A 19128-nucleotide genomic window follows, 5' to 3' on the forward strand; every position below is an offset into this window, starting at 1 on the left:
CAGCCCATGAGCCGCAAACAGCAACTGCTCAAGCGTCATCGGCGCAATAAACGCATTACCTTGCTGATCGCCCTGATCGTGTTGATCGCGCTCGGGGTGCTGGTGGCGTGGTGGTTGCCGCTGGTGCTCGCGGTGCTTGGCTGGGTCGCCCATGAAGCGTGGTTTGCCGATCACCTGTTCTATTCGCCGAAAGACGATTACCAGTACAGCTTTCCGCCGTTTACACCGCAGCCGAAGGTGCATCTGAACGGCGAACAATTGCGTCTGGATGAAGGTGTGATGCTGGTCGACGAAGCGACGTTGATCCTCGCGGTAAAGGTTAAAAGCAGTTGGCTCGGACGCTTCTTTGATCCGCGCGTGGAACTGCTCGGCGGGACTAATCCGGATGCGCAAACCTTCGAGCGCGGGGTCAATGGCCTGCGCTATCTGAATCTCAGCGGTCAGGCGCAAGCTCTGTCGCAAGGCCAGTTGCGCCTGCGCGGGCGCTTTTGCCGGGTGTTCGGCGAACCGGTGTTGTGGGCGCTGGAACAGCCTGATTACCGTCGTCAGCGGGTGATGGTCATTGCCCCGCACGCCGACGACGCCGAACTGGCGGCCTATGGCTTGTACAGTCAGGCCGACGAAGCCTGGATCGTTACCCTGACCGCAGGCGAAATCGAAGCCGAACACTATCAACAGATGGGCATGAACAAGGTCGAGGCGGCGCGGCTCAAGGGCCGGTTGCGCGCCTGGGACAGCCTCGCCGTGCCGCGTTGGGCCGGTGTCCCGCAGGAACACTGCGTGCAGCTCGGTTACTTTTGTCTGCAACTGGCCGCGATGCAAGCTGCGCCGAATCAGGCAGTAGGTTCGCGCGAAGCGGACTTGAATGACACGCGCCTGTTTCGTCAGTTGAATCCGTTCACTCTGCCGGGCGACGCCGATGGTGCGCCGACCTGGAACAACCTGTTGGCCGACCTGCGTGAAGTGCTGCTGCGCGCCCGTCCGGACGTGATTGTGTTGCCGCACCCGACCCTTGATCCGCATCCCGATCATGTCTGCGCCCAGCAAGCGGTTTTGCAGGCGCTCCAAAGTCTGGACTGGCAGCCGACGTTGCTCGGTTACGCCAACCATTTGCACGACAACGACCGCTGGCCGATGGGCAACACCGGGCAGGGCATTGCCTTGCCGCCGGCCTTCGATGCGGCGGTGCCGATGCAGCCGCTGTGCCTGCCGCTGTCCATCGAGTTGCAGCGGGACAAGGCCATGGCGCTGGGCATGATGCATGACCTGCAGCCGCCGGCACCGTTCAAGCGGCGCCTGCGCCGAGTTATCCAGCGTGTGCTCGCCGGGCGGGCCGCGTCGGTGTACGGCGAAAACGAGTTTTTTCGAAAAGCGGTCAGACGCCAGGAATTGTTCTGGTTATTGAAGCACGGTGAACCGGGCGATCAGCGGGGAGAGTCATGAGTCAACGGTCCAAGGTGTTGCAGCTGCAACCCGACTACAACGTCAAAGCCCATGATTTCGCCGACCTGGCCGAGCAGATCGTCAAGGCGTTACCGGCTGATCGCTATGAAGTCACGGCGGCGTTCCTGCGCGGCAAACCGGGGCCGGGCGAGCCGGTGAGCCGGGCTGACCGTTCGGTGTACTTCGAGTTTTCCGACAAGTCGCTCAAAGGCATGCGCCTGCGGGCGATGTGGCAGCTGTACAAGTTCTGCCGTCGGGAAAAGTTCGATGTGGTGATCTGCAACCGCTTCAAGCCGGTGAACATGATGCTGGCGCTCAACCGCTGGTTGAAGGTGCCGCTGTGCATTGGCATCTCCCACGGTTTCGGCGAATACGACCGCTTTTACCGACGTCGTCAGACCCAGCGCCTGATCGATCGGCACTGGCGCTTTGTCGGCGTGTCACCGGCGGTCAAACAGTACCTGCTCGATTGCGATTGCGGCTTCACCGACCAGAACACCTACGCCATTACCAATGCCATCGACATCGAGCAGGCCGAAGGCTTGCAGCACAGCCGCGACAAAGCCCGCGAGTTGTTGGGCCTCGACCCGAATGTGCGTTTGATTGGCGCGCTGGGGCGGCTGGTGTCGGTCAAGGGCCACACCTATCTGTTGCAAGCTTTCGCCGCGCTGAAAGACAAATACCCGAACACTCAATTGGCAATTATCGGTGCCGGACGCCTGCAAGCGCCGCTGGCGGCGGAGATTGAGCAACTGGGCTTGAGCGGCCGTGCGCATCTGCTGGGGTTCAAGGAAAACGCCCTGCAATACGTGCGTGCGTTCGACATCTGGACCATGCCCTCGCTGGCCGAAGGCCTCGGCCTGGCCTTGCTCGAAGGCATGAGCGGACACCTGCCGGTGATCGCCTCGAATGTGCCGGCCATGTTGCCGCTGATCGAAGGCGCCGGTGGCTTGGCGATTACACCCAAGGATGTACCGAGTCTGGTCGCCGCGCTGGACAACTATCTCGCGCTATCGGATGAAGAACTCAAGGCCAAGGGCGAGCAGGCTTATCGCTACCTGCAGGAACAACACGACATCGAGGTGTTCCGTCAGCAATACCTGGACCTGATCGACTCTGGCCTCGAGCAGGCCCGCAAGGAGCAGCCGTGAGCGAAGTACAAGTCATGAGCGAAGCCAACGCCCTCGTCACGGTGATCATCGCCTCGTACAACCACGGCCCGTACATCGAGGAAAGCATCCTCAGCGTCCTCAATCAGACCTACAAGAACATCGAGCTGCTGGTGGTCGATGACGGTTCGAAGGACGACAGTGTCGAGCGCATCAGCGCGTTGCAGGCGCAGTACGGTTTCGATTTTCGTGTGCAGCAGAATCAGGGCCTGACCAATACCCTCAATGGCGCTATCGCCCGTTCGAAGGGCAGCCTGATCGTGCCGTTCGGCTCCGACGACATCATGTACCCGGAGAGAATCGCCACCCAGGTGGCGTACATGGACGGCAAGCCCGAAGTCGGGATCTGCGCCGGCAACATCGAATTGATGCACGCCGATGGTAGCCTTTACCCGGAGAAGCGTCAGCGCCGTGACGTGCCGTTCCGCCGTCTGGATTTCGACGATATGTTCCTTGAGCGCAAGCCGTATCCACCTGCACCGACGCTGATGATCCGTCGTGAGGCGCTGGACAAGGTGGGTGGCTTCGATCCGACGATTCGCCTTGAGGACCTGTACATCGAGCTGAAAGTGACCCGCGCCGGCTACTTCATCGACGGTTTGAACGTGGTGATGGCGCGCTACCGCAAGCACGCTACCAACTCCTACAAGAACCATCGCTTCATGATCGAGAACATTCTGCGCACCTATGCGCTGTTCAGCGATCATCCGCTGTATGACGAAGTACGCTTCAAGGCGCTGAACTCGATGTTCCTCAAGACCGCCAACCGCAATCGCAAGCTGGCCCGCGAACTGCTGGCACAGATCCCGTTCAAGGCCTGGAACAAGAAGACCTGGCGCGGCTTGGGGCGCTTGCTCTTTTCTCCGCTGGAAAAGGACTGAGGTCCTGGTCGCTCACACTCAGCGAGCGACTTTCTCCGGCAGGCGCTTTTCGCCCTTCTGGCGCTGGCGCAACCAATGCACAACCTTCTTGCCGGCAGCCATGCCCGGTTGCTCGATATAGAGGAAGGTCACGCTGCTGATCAGAATCAGCAGGCACGTGCAGACCGCCACCAGGGGCAGGTACACCGAAGCTTCCCGCGCATCGATATCCAGCAGCAGCGGCAGCCGTTGCACCATCAGCCACAGGACGAAACCGTGCAGCAGGTAAGTGCTGTAGCTGATTTCGCCGAGCCAGCGAATGCTGCGTGGTTTCAGCGCGCCGAACAGGTTGTTGCCGGACGCCACGATCACGAAAAACAGCGTCAGCAAAAACAGCGGCGCAGTCTTGAACGCCCGACTGAACGCGGTGAACGCAACCACCAGCGCGAGCACGGCGATGATGCTCGCCAGGCGTGACTGGCTCCATGCCACGAGCGCCGGGCGGCGAATCCAGTACGCGGCGGCAATACCGCCGAGGAAGCTCGCCAGAAAGTGCTTCTTCAGCGAATGCTCCCAACCGATGATCTGGTACAGCGCGTAGATGCCGATCAGGCACAGCACCACCTGCAACCAGTTGCCGCGGTAGATGAACACCAGTCCGGCGAGTGGCAGTGCCAGGTAGAAAAACACCTCATAGGCCAGCGTCCAGGTGACGTTGGATATCAGCATGCCGGAGTGTCGGTACTGGTTGATGTCCGGGCGGTCGAACGTCAGCCACGCAAGCACCTGCTTGAACAGTTCCAGCCCCGGCTCTTTCAATTGCCAGCTCTGCAAGTGGAAGATCGAGACGAACACCAGCAGCATCAATGGCAGGTACAGCGGGTACAGGCGGAAAACCCGCGAAACGCCGAATGCCAGCCAGTCGTGGTTGCGGCCCTGCGCGAGCAAGCGGCTCCAGAACAGGAACCCGGTGATCATGAAGAACAGCGCGACGCTGCCCTGGCCCAGCATCGAATAGAAGTTGCTCGGGGGGAAGTCGATCACGCCGGTGCGCAAGAAGATCCAGGTAATGATCGAATGGTGCACGAATACACCAAACGCCAGATAGCCGCGCAGACCGTCGATGCTGGCATAGCGGCTTTCGCCGGAATGCTGCAGGTGCCGGGCAATTTTCGGCACCGCGCGCAACAGCAGGGCGGAGGTGACGATGGCCAGCAGGTAGGCTGCCAGCGCAATAAGAGGATTGGTTTCGATCATCACTGAACTCGGGCCGGGGTGTTGCCGGCCAGCACTTGCCTGTGCAGATTTTCAACTGCGGATTTGGACGCCGTCACAGCGTATCCCTGGAGCAGGGCATCGAGGTGATCCTCGAACAGCCAGCGTTTGTCGACAGTGTAACGTTGCATATGACGCAAATTGCGTTGACGCATCGAAAGGCTGAGCGGGGTCGGGTAGATGCGCAGGTCGGCCAGATCAATCAAGCCGAACTCGCCATCTTCCAGTACCAGTACGTTGCCCAGGTGCAGCGAGCGGAAGTACACGCCTTTCTCATGCAATTGCGCCATGAATTTGCCGAAGCGTTCGATCAACGCCTGACGTACCGCCGGGGCGGTAATGCCCTGCAGCACCTGACGCAGGGTGTGGCCAGGCAACGGTGCGTAATGCACGGCACTGCTGCCATCATCGAGACGGTAAACGTTCAATACTTGCGGGGTGGGAATCCCCATCTGGCGCAGTTGTTCGCTGTTGACTGCGAACCGCTCGGAGTAGGGGTTGAAGCTGCCGGAGGTGTACCAGCGGCGGCGACGGAACAGTTTGAGGAAGCTGCCATCGTTCAGGCACAGGACTTTCGGGCCCAGGCCGTCTTCTTCGATGATCCGGGCTTCGCGGCTCAATTGCTCAAGGCCTGTCACCGACAGCTTTTGCACGGGCAGGGTCAACAGGCGCCGCGCGCGTTGATTGATGCTCAGCGCCGCGATCAGTGCCAGCGGGATCCACAGCAGGAACCAGTGCTCCTTGGGCCGCGAAATGATCCCGCCACCTTCCGTCAGGCCTGCGCCGATACCGAATATCAGCCAGGTCGAAGCAATGATCAGCATGGGCTGTACACGCTGACGCCAACTGCTCAGCAGGCCCCATAGCAGGAAAAACAGCCATGGCAGCAGGCCGATGATGCCGACGTAATACAGAACCCCCAGGACAAAGCTGTGCGGCTCCTGAAAACTGACACCGTTGCCGGGGTCGACAGCCAGGCTGGCGCTGTAGCCATGGCCGATCCAGGGGTGATCAGCAATCATGTGCAGCACTTTCTGCCAGATTTCCAGGCGGTAGGAATCGCCACGTTCAATGATCATCTGCGCAAACAGGGTCAGAACGGTCGCGGCACTCAGGACCAGCGCGATCAGTAACCCTACCGAGCGTCGGTTCCAGCAAATGAAACACAGCCACAACGCAGCCATGGTCAGAGCCACCAGTGGTGTTCTGGAGCCGGTGCCGATCACCGCCATGAACATGACGGCCATCGCCGGGACGCTGAGCCACATCATCTGGCGGCGCTTGCAGGTCATGGTCACACTCAGCCAGTAGGCGCTGAAGAACCCGAACAGGTGTGAGCTGAGCAGCGGGTTATCGAAGGCGCCGCCGCCAATCAGGCGCATCCCCGGTTCATAAATCCGGGCGAACATGAACAGGAAAATGGTGGTAGCAATCAGGGCGACCAGCGCTGCGCCGAACAGCAAGGGTTGCAGGATGTCGCTACGGTAGCGCACCAGCAGGTAGCAGCCGGCAAACAGCAGCAAGGTATGCAGTGGCGGCTTGAACATTCCGCCGAGCGGCTCGCCGCCTGGCCCCCAGGCGAGACTGAGCAAAGCCCAAGCAGCGAACAGCAGGACCGCGACGAAAACCGGCTCGCGCAGCAGCTCCTTGAGCTCACGCGGGCGCAGGCACAGTGCGATCAGTGTCGGAATGCTGAACAGCCCGTAGAACAACTTGTGATGAAGGCTTCGACCCGGCAAAAAGAACAGCGCGCACAGGAGCAGGAAATAACCGGTGGGGAGTATCCACAGGCTAATGAAATCGAAAACTCGATTGGACGTACCGCTGAAGCCGCGAAGTTGCATGCTGTGAGATTCATTCCTGAGGTTGATCGACCATTCGAGTGATGGCTATTTGATGCAGAAAAGGTGCATAACAATAACAGCCTTTCGCCGATTGCCAGAACCCTGAAGAAGCTGTGCTAAAGTCAGCGTCCTTTTTATCGACTTTCGCGTGATATGACCGACTCCAGTCCCGCCGCAAGCCCTTCGAGCTTGAAAATCTACTTCCGCCTGCTCGGCTACGTCCGGCCGTACATCAGTCTGTTCCTGATCAGCATCGTCGGCTTTCTGATTTTCGCCTCGACGCAGCCGATGCTCGGCTACATCCTCAAGTACTTTGTCGATGGCCTGTCCAATCCTGAAGCGGTGCTGTTTCCCTCCGTGCCTTACCTGCGTGACCTGCAACTGCTGCAGGCCGTACCGCTGCTGATCATTGTGATCGCCGCGTGGCAGGGGCTGGGCTCCTATCTGGGCAACTACTTCCTGGCCAAGGTTTCCCTGGGGCTGGTGCATGACTTGCGTGTGCAGTTGTTCAACAACCTGTTGGTGCTGCCCAACCGCTATTTCGACAAGCATAACTCCGGTCATCTGATTTCGCGTATCACCTTCAACGTGACCATGGTCACGGGGGCGGCAACAGATGCGATCAAGGTCGTAATCCGTGAAGGGATGACGGTGATCTTCCTGTTTGCCTCGCTGCTGTTCATGAACTGGAAGCTGACGCTGGTGATGGTCGCGATCCTGCCGCTCATCGCCTTGATGGTGCGCACCGCGAGCAAGAAATTCCGCAAGCAGAGCAAGAAGATCCAGCTGGCGATGGGTGATGTCACGCATGTGGCCTCGGAAACCATCCAGGGTTATCGCGTGGTGCGCAGCTTCGGTGGCGAGGCTTACGAAGAACAACGCTTCCTCAACGCCAGCCAGAGCAACACCGACAAGCAACTGCGCATGACCCGTACCGGCGCGATCTACACGCCGATGCTGCAACTGGTGATCTACACCGCCATGGCGGTGCTGATGTTCCTCGTGCTGTTCCTGCGCGGTGACGCCTCGGCCGGTGACATGGTCGCCTACATCACCCTGGCAGGTCTGCTGCCCAAGCCGATCCGTCAATTGTCCGAAGTCAGCTCGACCATCCAGAAAGGCGTGGCCGGTGCCGAGAGCATTTTCGAACAACTGGACGTCGAGCCGGAAGTTGATACCGGTACGGTCGAACGCGATTCGGTGAGCGGTCGCCTGGACGTGCGCAACCTGAGCTTCACCTACCCGGGCACCGAGCGTCAGGTGCTCGACGACATCAGCTTCTCGGTCCAGCCGGGACAGATGGTCGCGCTGGTCGGCCGTTCCGGCAGCGGCAAGTCAACGCTGGCCAACCTGATTCCACGCTTCTATCACCACGACAAGGGCGAAATCCTTATCGACGACGTGGAAATCGAGCAGTACAAGCTGCTCAACCTGCGCCGTCATATCGCCCAGGTGACCCAGCACGTCACCCTGTTCAGCGACACCGTGGCCAATAACATCGCTTATGGCGATCTGGCCGGTGCACCCCGCGAAGACATCGAGAAAGCCGCGCGTGATGCCTACGCGATGGACTTCATTTCGCAACTGCCGCAAGGCCTCGACACTCAGGTCGGCGAGAACGGTGTATTGCTCTCCGGTGGTCAGCGCCAGCGTCTGGCAATTGCCCGCGCGCTGCTCAAGAACGCGCCGCTGCTGATTCTCGACGAGGCCACCTCGGCGCTCGACACCGAATCCGAACGGCACATTCAGGCGGCACTGGATCAGGTGATGAAGGGTCGCACCACCCTGGTGATCGCCCACCGTCTGTCGACCATCGAGAAGGCCGACCTGATTCTGGTCATGGATCAGGGGCGGATTGTCGAGCGTGGTACCCATGATCAGTTGCTGGCGCAAAATGGTTACTACGCGCGCCTCAATGCCATGGGCCTGGATGCGCCGGCCGAAGATATCGCCTGATTCCAGGCCCTGTCCTGTGGGAGCGAGCCTGCTCGCGAAAGCACTGCAACAGACGACGTCCGTGTCGCATGTTCACCCGCTATCGCGAGCAGGCTCGCTCCCACAGTCGTTTGTATCCAGACCTTTACCCTTCTTGACCAAACCGGAATAAATCCGGGCATCGCGCTTGTTAAGGTTCCCCAACGAACTCTGACTTTCATCGAGGGGGCCATCCCCGTCGCGCGGGTGCTTTCATGTTGCAACGCTATCTCTGGAAACTGCTGCCCAAGCCGCAGCGAGCCTTTCTGCTCGGGCGCCTGTCGGTGGTCGATCGGCAGGTGGTGAACAAGTCGATGTCGGCCAACCTGACGTTTCCCCAGCCCTTCCAGCAGCGCTCCTGCCTGTTCATCCATGTCCCGAAATGTGCCGGCAGCAGCGTTTGCACGGCGTTGTTCGACGGCTGGCGTCCCGGGCACTTGCCGTTGTACTGGTACGAAGAGCAATTCCCCGAGCAGTTCGCCAACGCCTTCAAGTTCGCCTTTGTCCGCGACCCGCTGGAGCGCGCCTATTCGGCCTACGCCTTTTTGCGTGGCAACGAGTTGAGCGCGCGTGACCATTCGGCGCAGCAGTTGGTGCGGCAGTACCGGGATTTCGACGATTTTGTCGCGCGCTGGCTGCATCCGGAGACGGTTGCCCGGCAATTGCACTTTGCGGCACAGACCGACTTTCTTACCGATTCGCTGGGGCATCTGGCGCTGGACTTCATCGGTTATCAGGAACACTTGGCGCGGGATTTTCGTCTGGTTTGCGAACAGTTGGGGCTGACTGGCGAGTTGCCTCACGTCAACGGCTCGCGGGAAAGGCAAGCAATGCCGGCGCGGGAGTTCTGTACGGTGCGCACCCGGCGTCTGGTGCGTCGGGTTTATCAGCGTGATTACGAGTTGCTCGGTTATGAATGAGTTCCTGTCAATGCCGATGCAAGCCCCGGCCATTCGGCCTTACGGTCTGGCGTTATCACATCAGGCCCGTGCAGCGCTCAAGGCGCAACGCCCACGCTGCCTGTGGCTGACCGGATTTTCCGGCGCCGGTAAGTCAACCTTGGCCAATGCCCTCGAACTGCACCTGCATGCGTCGGGTCTGCACACCTTTCTGCTCGATGGGGACAATGTGCGCAATGGCCTGTGTCGCGACCTGGGCATGAGCAACGCCTGCCGCCGGGAAAATACTCGGCGCATGGCCGAGGTAGCACGATTGATGGTCGACGCCGGGCTGATAGTGATCGTTGCGGCCATTTCGCCGTTTCGCGCCGAACGCGACGCTGCGCGCAGGTTGTTTGCCCAGGGTGACTTCATCGAAGTGCACGTCAGCACTTCGCTCGAAGTCTGCGCCCGTCGCGATCCGAAAGGGTTGTATCAGGCCGTGCGGGAAGGAAGGATCAAGCACTTTACGGGCGTGGACAGCCCTTACGAAGCGCCATTGGCAGCCGAGTGGCAGATCGACACCGAGGCGCTGGAGTTGTCCGAATCCTGTGAGCAACTGGCGGCGCTGGTGCTCAAAAAATGAGCAAAGTAACGGACTGTTTCATCCTGTTGCAGGCTGCACTCAAGCCTGCGCCAACCCTGTGTTAATATCGCGGCCCTGTTCATTTTGTATGTGGGTTGCTCCATGAAGTTGTCCATGCCGCGATTCGATCAAGCCCCAGTCTTGGTGGTCGGCGATGTCATGCTCGACCGTTACTGGCATGGTGGAACCTCACGGATTTCCCCTGAGGCACCGGTTCCGGTCGTAAAAGTCGAGCAAATCGAAGACCGTCCGGGCGGTGCTGCCAACGTTGCCTTGAACATTGCCGCGCTCGGTGCGCCGGCGTCGCTGGTCGGTGTGACCGGTGATGACGAAGCTGCCGACAGCCTGAGCAACAGTCTCAAGGGCGCTGGCGTGCGTGCCCTGTTCCAGCGCATCGCGCATCAGCCGACCATCGTCAAACTGCGGGTCATGAGCCGGCACCAGCAATTGCTGCGTATCGACTTCGAAGAACCGTTTGCCACCGATGCGCTGGCCCTGGCCTCGCAGGTCGATGATCTGCTCGAAGGGATCAAGGTGCTGGTGCTGTCGGACTACGGCAAAGGTGCATTGAAAAACCATCAGGCCTTGATTCAGGCGGCCCGGGCCAAAGGCATTCCGGTGCTGGCCGATCCCAAGGGCAAGGATTTTTCGATCTACCGTGGCGCCAGTCTGATCACGCCGAACCTCAGCGAATTCGAAGCCATCGTCGGTGGTTGCGCCGATGAGCACGAGCTGGTGAGCAAGGGCGCCGCCCTGATGCACGATCTCGAACTCGGCGCGCTGCTGGTCACCCGTGGCGAACACGGCATGACCCTGCTGCGTCCGGAGCATCCGGCGTTGCACCTGCCGGCCCGTGCCCGTGAAGTGTTCGATGTGACCGGTGCCGGTGACACGGTGATTTCCACCCTCGCAGCGGCAATTGCTGCCGGTGAAGAACTGCCGCACGCGGTGGCACTGGCCAACCTGGCCGCCGGTATTGTGGTCGGCAAGCTCGGTACTGCAGCGATCAGCGCTCCGGAACTGCGTCGCGCGATCCAGCGTGAAGAAGGTTCGGAGCGCGGTGTTCTGGGGCTGGAGCAACTGGTACTGGCAGTGGCCGATGCTCGCGCGCATAACGAGCGCATCGTCTTCACCAATGGCTGCTTTGACATTCTGCACGCCGGGCACGTGACTTACCTTGAGCAGGCGCGTGCCCAGGGCGACCGTCTGATCGTGGCGATCAACGATGACGCCTCGGTCAGCCGTCTGAAGGGGCCGGGGCGTCCGATCAACAGTGTCGACCGACGCATGGCGGTCCTCGCAGGCCTCGGCGCGGTGGACTGGGTGATCAGCTTCCCGGAAGGCACCCCGGAAAACCTGCTGCGCGAAGTCAAACCGGATGTGTTGGTCAAGGGGGGGGATTACGGTATCGACCAAGTGGTCGGCGCCGACATCGTCAAAGCTTACGGCGGCACGGTGAAAGTGCTGGGGCTGGTGGAAAACAGCTCGACCACGGCGATCGTGGAAAAAATTCGTGGTCACTGATTCAAGCTAAAAAGATCGCCGCCTGCGACAGCTTCCGCATTGGAATGCGAGCTGCCGCAAGCGGCGATCTTTTGCGTTTCAGGAACTGACTTTCTTGCGCGGTACGATCTTCTTCAACAGTTGCTTCGCCTTGCCGCGCAACCGCGCCAGGCCCGTGGGTTTCTCCGGCGGCGTCAGGCCTTGTTGACGTAGCCAATCCTTCCAGCGAATCCGCTCCTCGCGCACCAGCCAGCCATCCTGTCTGGCAAAACTTTCGGCCAGATACAGACCGCGCGTGCCGGCCGGAGACAGCAGGCCTTTCTTCAAGGTGTACAGCTCGGCCAGCGGCTCGCCATCCTGCAACGGCATCAGATACAGATCCGGACGCTTGCGGTCCAGGCGCGCCACCAGTTGATCACCCTCCAGCCGCTCATCGACATGAAACAGGCTCAGCGATTTGGCTTCTTTTGGCACTTCCAGGCGCAGGTCGTAGATCAGTTGCAGCGACGCGGTGGGCAAATGCACATAGGCCCGGGGCCGTTCGAGCAATTGCAGATTGGCACAGCGCACCGGCCGCGCCGAGCCGGACAACGGCGTCAAGCGAAACGGCAGCGCTTCGCGGTAATGCAGGGCGGACGAGTAGGGCGCGGGCAGCCACGTGTCGTTGAATCGCCCGCCGAGCCAGCCCTCCGGGGTTTCCAGCAGGCACTCTTCGGCAATCTCTTGAATTGCGGTGTGCAGCGGGATGTTCAGCTCATGGGCTGGCACGTAACCGGAAATCAGCTTGAGCACCACGTCGCCGCGATCCTGCCGACGCTGGCGCACCAGCACCCAGTAGTCGCGATTCTGCCAATGCAGGGTCAGGCGCACCGAGACTCCGAGGTTGGCCAGTTCCACCGCGAAGCGCTCGGCATCCGCCACGCTCACCGGTTTGCGCCGCTGCAAGGTCTGGGCGAAATTCAGCGGCATGCCGACGCTCTGATAGGTCAGGCCTTCGGGCGTGGCCTCGACGAACAGCGGCAGTGTCTTGAAGTTGCTCGGGTTCTTTCTGATGAGCGTGCGCGGCATGTCGGCTCCTGCTTAAGGCCGCGAGGCGGCGTCAGTGACCACGAAGGACCTGGGCAACGGTCGCAACGTTATGGGCGAGGTGCAGCGGATTGATCGTTCCGACAATAGCACTGGCCACGCCGGGCTGCCGGAACAGCAGCTCGAAGCTGGCGCGTACCGGGTCCACGCCGGGGCTCAGGCACACATGGCCGCTGGCCAGCGCCTTCTTCACCAGAATGGCTTTGCCGTGGGCAGCAGCATAGTCAATGACTGCCTTCTCGTTCTGTTCGTTCAGATTGTAGGTGACCATCGCGCAGTCCCCTTGCTCCAGCGCCTTGAGCCCGCCTTCGACAGTTTTGCCGGAGAAACCGAACCCGCGAATCTTGCCCTCGGCCTTGAGTGCGGCAAGGGTGGCGTAGACTTCTTCGTGCTCTAGGATCGCCAGATCGTTGCCGTCGGAGTGCACCAGCACCAGGTCGATAAAATCGGTTTCAAGACGTTGCAGGCTGCGCTCGACCGACATCCGTGTATGCGCCGCACTGAAGTCATGCCGCGACAGGCCGTCGGCAAACTCTTCACCGACCTTGCTGACAATCACCCAGTCCTGTCGCTGGCCGCGCAGCAACGGGCCGAGGCGTTCTTCGCTGCGGCCATAAGCCGGAGCCGTGTCGATCAGGTTGATGCCCAAACCTTTGGCCTGATTGAGCAGCAAGCGTGCCGCGCCATCGTCGGGGATCTGGAAGCCGTTGGGGTATTTCACGCCCTGGTCGCGGCCCAGTTTGACTGTGCCCAGGCCCAGCGGGGACACCAGCAGGCCGGTGCTGCCCAGCGGGCGATGCAGTTCGTGCAGGGTCGCTACGCTCATGGCAACAATTGCTCCCAGGCCGGTACGCCCATCGGTGGTTTTGGCAATGCCGGCAGTGGCTCGGTCGGTTGTGGCTGAATGCCGTCGCGCTCCAGTGAGGCGATGACCCGGTCGGCAAAGTCCGGTGCCAGCGCCAGTTTGGTCGGCCAGCCCACCAGCAGGCGACCCTGCTCGGCAAGGAAAGCGTTGTCCGGGCGGGTCAGGCCGGTTTGCAGCGGTTCGGCGCGATCCACCCGCAAGGTCGCCCATTGCACCTGGCTCAGGTCGATCCACGGCAGCAATTGGCCGAGTTCTTTCTGCGCGGTGGCGATCTGTTCGGCAGGCTCGCGGGCCACGCCATCGCTTTCGGCAATGTCGCCGCCCAGGTACCAGACCCAGTTGCCATCAGCGGCCGGGTGAGTCGTGACGGTGATGCGCGGCTTGGTGCCGCCACCCAGGCAATGGGCGTACAGCGGCTTCAGGCTTGGGCCTTTGGCGATGATCATGTGCAGCGGTCGGCGTTGCATCGCCGGTTGGGTCAGGCCCAGATGTTCCAGCAACTGCGCGGTGCCGGCCCCTGCGCTGAGCACGATGCGCTGGGCACGAATCTCGCGGCCGTCGACCTTCAGGCCGACCAGCACGCCCGCTTCCAGCAGCGGCTCGATGGTTTGTCCGGCGAGCAGACCGTCACCGGCCAGATCGGCCAGACGCTGGATCAGGCTCGGCACGTCGACCACCAGTTCGGCGAGGCGATAGACCTTGCCTTTGAAGCGCTTGTCTTGCAGCGCCGGCGGCAGTTGATCGCCCTTGACCTGATCGACTCGGCCACGTACGGCTTTACTGGCGAAGAAACTGGTGAGGTTGCCGGCGAGGGTGCCGGGCGACCACAGGTAATGCGCTTCGGACAGCACGCGCACGCCGGACAGGTCCAGCTCGCCGTTGCCGGCCAGCGCCTCACGCCAGCGGCGCGGCATGTCGGCGATGGCTTCCGAGGCGCCGGTCAGTGCACCGTGCAGCGCATATTTGGCGCCACCGTGGATGATGCCCTGGGACTTCACACTCTGCCCGCCGCCGAGGCTGGCGCTTTCCACCAGCACGGTCGAAAAACCCTGGCGGCGCAGACGCGCGTTCAGCCAGAGGCCGGCGACACCAGCGCCGACAATCAGAACGTCGGTGGAAATAACGGATGGCATGCAACGACCTCAGTGTTCAAGACGAGGGCGCAGTATACAGACTCGGGGATCGGAGCTCAGAGGCGAAAAAAGATCGCAGCCTTCGGCAGCCCCTACAGGGATATGCATTCCAATGTAGGAGCTGCCGAAGGCTGCGATCTTTTTCTTCAATGCCCGGCAGTCTTGGAAAACAACTGGATGACCACCACGCCGAGCACGATCAGCGCCATCCCGAGCATTGCCGGCACGTCCAGCTTTTGTCCATAAATAAACAGCGCCGCGACGCTGACCATGACGATGCCCATGCCCGCCCACACGGCGTAGGCGACACCCACCGGCACGGTGCGGACAACGAGGGTCAGCATCCAGAAGGCGATCCCGTAGCCGACGATCACCAGGATCAGCGGCAGCGGAGTGCTCAAGCCTTTGACCGCTTTCATCGAAACGGTGGCAATCACTTCGGCGCAGATGGCGATAGCCAGGAAGGCGTAGGCGTTCATGTGTAGATCCTCATGTAAAACGTTGCTTGCTGAGGCGGCATTCTAGTGATTCGCCAGATGCGGTAAAGTCATTACCTATCTGTTTTGAAGATGGGTCGATCGATGAATACCCAGTGGAATCTGGAACAATTGCGCGCCTTCGTCAGCGTCGCCGAACAGCGCTCGTTCTCCGCCGTCGCACGTCAGCAGCGCAAGGCGCAGTCAGCCATCAGCAGCGCGATTGCCCTGCTGGAAGATGATCTGGGCGTCTGCCTGTTCGAGCGTAGCAGTGGTCGCCAGCCCCGACTCACCGAAGCCGGCGAGGCGCTGCTCGAAGAGGCGCGAGAAGTGTTGCGTCAATGCGAGCGTCTGAACGGTCGGGCGATGGCGATGATGCGCGGTCAGGAAGCGCAGTTGCGCGTGGCCCAGGACGAGGCCATGCCTTATCAGGCACTGGTGGAAAGCTTCGATGCGCTGGCCGGGCAATTTCCTAGCCTCGAAGTGCAACTGACCAGCGCCGCTCAGGGCGAAGTGGCGCGCAAACTGGTCGAACGCCGTGCCGATCTGGGCCTGCTGTTCTATCACGATGAGATCCCCGAAGCGCTGGAACGTCGGGTCTTGGGGCGGGTGGAAATGGTCACCGTCTGCGGCATCAATCATCCGTTGGCGACGCAGTCCTACGTCACCTGCCAGCAGCTGGCGCAGCATCGGCAATTGCTGATGTCGACGCAAACCAGCGTCTATCCCGGCAACGAGCCAGCCAGCCCGCAGGTGTGGCGTGCCGACAGTTTCTATGTGATGGCCGAATGGCTGGTGCGGGATCTTGGCTGGGCGTGGCTGCCCCGGCATGTGGTGCAGTATTCAGCCTATCAGGGCCTGATGGTTGAGCTGGACAGTGAGTGGACGCCGCCGGCGCTGGTGGTGGAACTGGTCTGGCGCCGCGACGAACCGCTCGGCCCTGCCGCAAGGTGGCTGGCGGAACGTTTTGCCGTGCACTTGCGGGCGATCGGCGACAAAAGTCGATAAACTCCGCCGCCATGAATAGAACTCTCTACACCGCGCTGTTTTACCTGGGGCTGCCATTGGTGGCAATTCGGCTGTGGCTGCGCTCGCGCAAGGCTCCGGCGTATGCCAAACGGATTGGCGAGCGCTTCTCTTACGGCATGCCGTCACTGCGACCCGGAGGCATCTGGGTGCATGCAGTATCGGTGGGAGAGAGCATCGCCGCTGCACCGATGATTCGCGCCTTGCTGCAACGTTATCCGCAGCTGCCGATCACCGTGACCTGCATGACCCCGACCGGATCGGAGCGCATACAGGCACTGTTCGCCAGCGAGCCGCGCATCCAGCATTGCTATCTGCCATACGACTTGCCGTGCGCAGCGGCGCGTTTTCTTGATCACGCCAAACCGAAACTCGCGGTGATCATGGAAACCGAACTGTGGCCCAACCACATTCATCAGTGTGCCAAACGCGGGATCCCGGTGGCGCTGGCCAACGGTCGTCTGTCCGAGCGTTCGGCGCGGGGCTATGGGCGCTTCAGCAAGCTGACCGCGCCGATGCTCGCTGAAATGAGTTTTTTTGCGGTGCAGACCGAGGCTGAAGCCCAGCGCTTCCGAGATCTCGGCGCGCGTCCGCAGACGGTCGAGGTCACTGGCTCGATCAAGTTCGACCTGACCATCGACCCGCAACTGCTGCAGCGCGCCCATGAGTTGCGCGGCCAATGGCAGGCGCTGGAGCGCCCGGTGTGGATCGCTGCCAGTACCCACGATGGCGAAGACGAAGTGGTGCTCGACGCCCATCGTCGCCTGCTGGCTAACTACCCGAATGCGCTGCTGATTCTGGTGCCGCGTCATCCCGAGCGTTTCAATTCGGTGTTCGAGTTGTGCCAGCGCGAAGGGTTTGCCACGGTGCGTCGTTCCACCGGTGCCAATGTTGAGGCAAACACCGCGGTGTTGCTCGGCGACACCATGGGCGAATTACTGTTTCTTTACGCGTTGGCGGACAGTGCCTTCGTTGGCGGCAGTCTGGTGCCGAACGGAGGACACAATCTGCTGGAGCCAGCGGCGTTGGCAAAACCGGTGCTCAGCGGCCCGCACCTGTTCAACTTCCTCGACATCGCCGCGCAATTGCGTGAAGCCGGGGCGTTGGCCGAAGTGGATGACGCCGAAGGGCTGGCGGTGGAAGTGCAGCGCCTGTTCGAATTGCCGCGCGATGCCCAGCGCATGGCCGAGGCCGGGCTGGCAGTGATGCGGCGTAATCAGGGAGCGTTGCAGCGGCTGCTGGATGGGCTGGGCCGGTTAATCAAATAGTCGCCTGGAACATTGTGGCGAGGGGATTTATCCCCGATGGGTTGCGCAGCAGCCCCAAACCATTCACCTCGGTGATTCAGTCAGATCGGGTAAGCCGGGTTTACGACTGCTGCGCAGTCGAATCGGGGATAAATCCCCTCGCCACAGGGGATTTATTCAGATTGTTTACGGCCGCGCCCTGAGCTGTGCTTCGGCGGCCTTGGCCAGATCCGGCGGGAGGAAATCCTTGTCCGGGTTGTAGTCGGCCTTCAAATAACGTCGCAGGTCTTCCAGATCACCCGGATTCAACGTCCCCGCCGCCTGCTTCAAGCGCAGGTTGTCGAGGATGTAGTCGTATCGGGTGTTGTTGTAGTTGCGCACCGAGGTGTACAGCTGACGCTGAGCATCGAGCACGTCGACGATGTTGCGCGTCCCCACCTGATAACCGATTTCCGTGGCTTCCACCGCGCTCTGGTTGGAAATGATCGACTGGCGCCGCGCCTGTACCTGCTCGACATCGGTGTTCACCGCGCGGTGCAGGTTGCGGGTGTTTTCGACGATCTGCCGGCGCAGGGCTTCGCGCTGCTGTTCGCTCTGATCCAGTTGCGCATAGGACTGGCGCACTTGCGAACTGGTCAGCCCGCCGCTGTAGATCGGAATGTTCAGTTGCAACGCCAGCGTGCGTTGATCGACGTTGCCACCGTACGGCATGCCGAAGGCGTTCGGGTTGGCGAAGCCGAGGGCGTCGTTGTCACCCTTTTCGTATTTGGCCACGGCGTCGAGGGTCGGCAAGTGGCCGGCCTTGCGCTGCTTGAGGGTCTGTTCGGCGGAGCTGACCGCAAAGTTGCTCGCCAGCAGATTGAGGTTCTGTTTGGCGGCGGTGTCAACCCAGGCCTTGGCGTCGTTGGGTGTCGGCGGCAGGATCGGCAACGTATGGACGATGCCCTGAATCGAGTTGTACTGACGGTTGGTCAGGGTGATCAGCGCTTCGAAGGCATCGTCGACCTGACGCTGGGCAACGATCCGGTTGGCACGCGCGGTGTCGTAGCTGGCTTGTGATTGCAGGACGTCGGTCTTGTCCGACAGGCCGACATCGAAGCGCTCGTTGGACTGGTCGAGCTGACGCTTGAACGCGGCTTCTTCTGCCTTGGTCGAAGCCAGGTTGTCCTGGCTGCGCAGCACGTTGAAGTAGCTTTCGGCTGATTGCAGGATCAGGTTCTGTTCGCTGGCCGAGAGTTGCAGGGCGGCCTGTTCGTTGACGTCCTTGGCGGCCTGATACTGGAACCAGCGGTCGGCACGGAACAAGGGCTGGGCCAGGGTCGCCTGATAGGAATGCGCGCTGCGATTGGCAATGGCTGAAGGCTGGTCGATCGAGGTGCGCACATCCGCCACTTCGGCGCCGCCGGACAGGTTCGGCAGCAAGCCGGCACGGGCCTGTGGCACCACTTCTTTCTGCGCGCCGTACTGGGCGCGGGCGGCGGCCAGATCGGCGTTGTTGTCGACGGCTTCCTGATAGACGCTGACCAGATCGGTCTTGGTCGACAAGGGCGCTTCTGCTGCCCAGGCCATTGCGTTGGACGCACAAGACACGGCAAGAGCCAGTGAAAGTTTGCGCAGCATGAGGCGATCCCTAGCAAAAATATTACGAAAATAATGTGCGCGCCAAGGCTACGGCGCGGCCCCGACAGCGTCAAGGTGCGCAG

16 protein-coding genes are annotated in these 19128 nt (G+C 61.2%); 9 read left to right on the forward strand and 7 right to left on the reverse strand.

What is annotated here, in order from left to right:
• Positions 1 to 6: 6 nt before the first annotated feature.
• The 3 genes from AC193Q_RS22700 to AC193Q_RS22710 are packed head-to-tail and all read left to right on the forward strand — an operon-like array spanning position 7 to position 3493.
• The gene (locus AC193Q_RS22700; protein WP_483878811.1) at positions 7 to 1443 is read left to right on the forward strand and encodes a PIG-L deacetylase family protein; all 1437 of its coding nucleotides are present in this window, start codon (positions 7 to 9) and stop codon (positions 1441 to 1443) included.
• Complete coding sequence (locus AC193Q_RS22705; RefSeq protein WP_095667709.1) at positions 1440 to 2594, forward strand: glycosyltransferase family 4 protein; 1155 nt, start codon at positions 1440 to 1442, stop codon at positions 2592 to 2594. Before AC193Q_RS22700 ends, AC193Q_RS22705 begins: the two co-directional genes overlap by 4 nt.
• A gap of 14 nt (positions 2595 to 2608) precedes the next feature.
• Complete coding sequence (locus AC193Q_RS22710; RefSeq protein ID WP_108184357.1) at positions 2609 to 3493, forward strand: glycosyltransferase; 885 nt, start codon at positions 2609 to 2611, stop codon at positions 3491 to 3493.
• Between the two features lie 18 nt (positions 3494 to 3511).
• On the opposite strand, the gene AC193Q_RS22715 is transcribed toward AC193Q_RS22710, so the two are convergent.
• Positions 3512 to 4729: an acyltransferase family protein gene (locus tag AC193Q_RS22715; RefSeq protein ID WP_121183378.1), complete on the reverse strand. Its 1218-nt coding sequence runs from the start codon at positions 4727 to 4729 to the stop codon at positions 3512 to 3514.
• A complete protein-coding gene (locus tag AC193Q_RS22720) occupies positions 4729 to 6591 on the reverse strand; it encodes a bifunctional O-antigen ligase/aminoglycoside phosphotransferase family protein (protein ID WP_095667708.1) in 1863 nt (620 codons plus the stop codon). The genes AC193Q_RS22715 and AC193Q_RS22720 overlap by 1 nt, the downstream gene beginning before the upstream one ends.
• Positions 6592 to 6744: 153 nt before the next feature.
• Here AC193Q_RS22720 and msbA point away from each other — a divergent pair, with 153 nt between their 5' ends.
• From msbA to hldE, 4 genes are all read left to right on the forward strand, one after another.
• Complete coding sequence (gene msbA / locus AC193Q_RS22725) at positions 6745 to 8547, forward strand: lipid A export permease/ATP-binding protein MsbA (protein WP_047290948.1); 1803 nt, start codon at positions 6745 to 6747, stop codon at positions 8545 to 8547.
• A 233-nt stretch (positions 8548 to 8780) separates the two neighbouring features.
• Complete coding sequence (locus AC193Q_RS22730; protein ID WP_047290949.1) at positions 8781 to 9485, forward strand: sulfotransferase family 2 domain-containing protein; 705 nt, start codon at positions 8781 to 8783, stop codon at positions 9483 to 9485.
• Entirely contained in the window at positions 9478 to 10089 is a 612-nt protein-coding gene (gene cysC / locus AC193Q_RS22735; RefSeq protein ID WP_047290950.1) for an adenylyl-sulfate kinase, read from the forward strand. Before AC193Q_RS22730 ends, cysC begins: the two co-directional genes overlap by 8 nt.
• Before the next feature lie 102 nt (positions 10090 to 10191).
• Positions 10192 to 11613, forward strand: coding sequence for a bifunctional D-glycero-beta-D-manno-heptose-7-phosphate kinase/D-glycero-beta-D-manno-heptose 1-phosphate adenylyltransferase HldE (gene hldE / locus AC193Q_RS22740; RefSeq protein ID WP_041065802.1), 1422 nt, complete (start codon positions 10192 to 10194; stop codon positions 11611 to 11613).
• Between the two features lie 78 nt (positions 11614 to 11691).
• Here the strand turns inward: hldE and AC193Q_RS22745 are convergent, their stop codons facing one another.
• The 4 genes from AC193Q_RS22745 to AC193Q_RS22760 form a co-directional block, all read right to left on the reverse strand.
• Complete coding sequence (locus AC193Q_RS22745; protein WP_047290951.1) at positions 11692 to 12660, reverse strand: hypothetical protein; 969 nt, start codon at positions 12658 to 12660, stop codon at positions 11692 to 11694.
• Between the two features lie 31 nt (positions 12661 to 12691).
• A complete protein-coding gene (locus AC193Q_RS22750) occupies positions 12692 to 13504 on the reverse strand; it encodes an aldo/keto reductase (protein WP_483878812.1) in 813 nt (270 codons plus the stop codon).
• On the reverse strand, positions 13501 to 14676 hold the full coding sequence (locus AC193Q_RS22755; RefSeq protein WP_047290953.1) for an NAD(P)/FAD-dependent oxidoreductase: 1176 nt from the start codon (positions 14674 to 14676) through the stop codon (positions 13501 to 13503). Before AC193Q_RS22755 ends, AC193Q_RS22750 begins: the two co-directional genes overlap by 4 nt.
• Positions 14677 to 14822: 146 nt before the next feature.
• Complete coding sequence (locus AC193Q_RS22760; RefSeq protein WP_003221050.1) at positions 14823 to 15155, reverse strand: DMT family transporter; 333 nt, start codon at positions 15153 to 15155, stop codon at positions 14823 to 14825.
• A 102-nt stretch (positions 15156 to 15257) separates the two neighbouring features.
• On the opposite strand from AC193Q_RS22760, the gene AC193Q_RS22765 reads away from it, so the two are divergent.
• Both AC193Q_RS22765 and waaA read left to right on the forward strand, forming a co-directional pair.
• The gene (locus tag AC193Q_RS22765; RefSeq protein WP_483878813.1) at positions 15258 to 16160 is read left to right on the forward strand and encodes a LysR family transcriptional regulator; all 903 of its coding nucleotides are present in this window, start codon (positions 15258 to 15260) and stop codon (positions 16158 to 16160) included.
• An 11-nt stretch (positions 16161 to 16171) separates the two neighbouring features.
• The gene (gene waaA, locus AC193Q_RS22770; RefSeq protein WP_047290955.1) at positions 16172 to 17446 is read left to right on the forward strand and encodes a lipid IV(A) 3-deoxy-D-manno-octulosonic acid transferase; all 1275 of its coding nucleotides are present in this window, start codon (positions 16172 to 16174) and stop codon (positions 17444 to 17446) included.
• Between the two features lie 165 nt (positions 17447 to 17611).
• On the opposite strand, the gene AC193Q_RS22775 is transcribed toward waaA, so the two are convergent.
• Positions 17612 to 19045 carry a TolC family outer membrane protein gene (locus AC193Q_RS22775; protein WP_483878814.1) on the reverse strand — a complete coding sequence of 478 codons (1434 nt, stop codon included), beginning with the start codon at positions 19043 to 19045 and terminating at the stop codon, positions 17612 to 17614.
• Positions 19046 to 19128: the final 83 nt, after the last annotated feature.

The sequence above is a fragment of the Pseudomonas sp. F2 genome (genome assembly GCF_057174385.1).

Excerpts from the sequence above, each read along its gene's own strand:
- AC193Q_RS22705 (WP_095667709.1), top strand. The coding sequence starts at position 1,440 with ATGAGTCAACGGTCCAAGGTGTTGCAGCTGCAACCCGACTACAACGTC.
- waaA (WP_047290955.1), top strand. The coding sequence starts at position 16,172 with ATGAATAGAACTCTCTACACCGCGCTGTTTTACCTGGGGCTGCCATTG.
- AC193Q_RS22730 (WP_047290949.1), top strand. The coding sequence starts at position 8,781 with ATGTTGCAACGCTATCTCTGGAAACTGCTGCCCAAGCCGCAGCGAGCC.
- cysC (WP_047290950.1), top strand. The coding sequence starts at position 9,478 with ATGAATGAGTTCCTGTCAATGCCGATGCAAGCCCCGGCCATTCGGCCT.
- hldE (WP_041065802.1), top strand. The coding sequence starts at position 10,192 with ATGAAGTTGTCCATGCCGCGATTCGATCAAGCCCCAGTCTTGGTGGTC.
- AC193Q_RS22710 (WP_108184357.1), top strand. The coding sequence starts at position 2,609 with ATGAGCGAAGCCAACGCCCTCGTCACGGTGATCATCGCCTCGTACAAC.
- AC193Q_RS22765 (WP_483878813.1), top strand. The coding sequence starts at position 15,258 with ATGAATACCCAGTGGAATCTGGAACAATTGCGCGCCTTCGTCAGCGTC.
- msbA (WP_047290948.1), top strand. The coding sequence starts at position 6,745 with ATGACCGACTCCAGTCCCGCCGCAAGCCCTTCGAGCTTGAAAATCTAC.
- AC193Q_RS22715 (WP_121183378.1), bottom strand. The coding sequence starts at position 4,729 with ATGATCGAAACCAATCCTCTTATTGCGCTGGCAGCCTACCTGCTGGCC.
- AC193Q_RS22750 (WP_483878812.1), bottom strand. The coding sequence starts at position 13,504 with ATGAGCGTAGCGACCCTGCACGAACTGCATCGCCCGCTGGGCAGCACC.
- AC193Q_RS22775 (WP_483878814.1), bottom strand. The coding sequence starts at position 19,045 with ATGCTGCGCAAACTTTCACTGGCTCTTGCCGTGTCTTGTGCGTCCAAC.
- AC193Q_RS22760 (WP_003221050.1), bottom strand. The coding sequence starts at position 15,155 with ATGAACGCCTACGCCTTCCTGGCTATCGCCATCTGCGCCGAAGTGATT.
- AC193Q_RS22745 (WP_047290951.1), bottom strand. The coding sequence starts at position 12,660 with ATGCCGCGCACGCTCATCAGAAAGAACCCGAGCAACTTCAAGACACTG.
- AC193Q_RS22755 (WP_047290953.1), bottom strand. The coding sequence starts at position 14,676 with ATGCCATCCGTTATTTCCACCGACGTTCTGATTGTCGGCGCTGGTGTC.
- AC193Q_RS22720 (WP_095667708.1), bottom strand. The coding sequence starts at position 6,591 with ATGCAACTTCGCGGCTTCAGCGGTACGTCCAATCGAGTTTTCGATTTC.
- AC193Q_RS22700 (WP_483878811.1), top strand. The coding sequence starts at position 7 with ATGAGCCGCAAACAGCAACTGCTCAAGCGTCATCGGCGCAATAAACGC.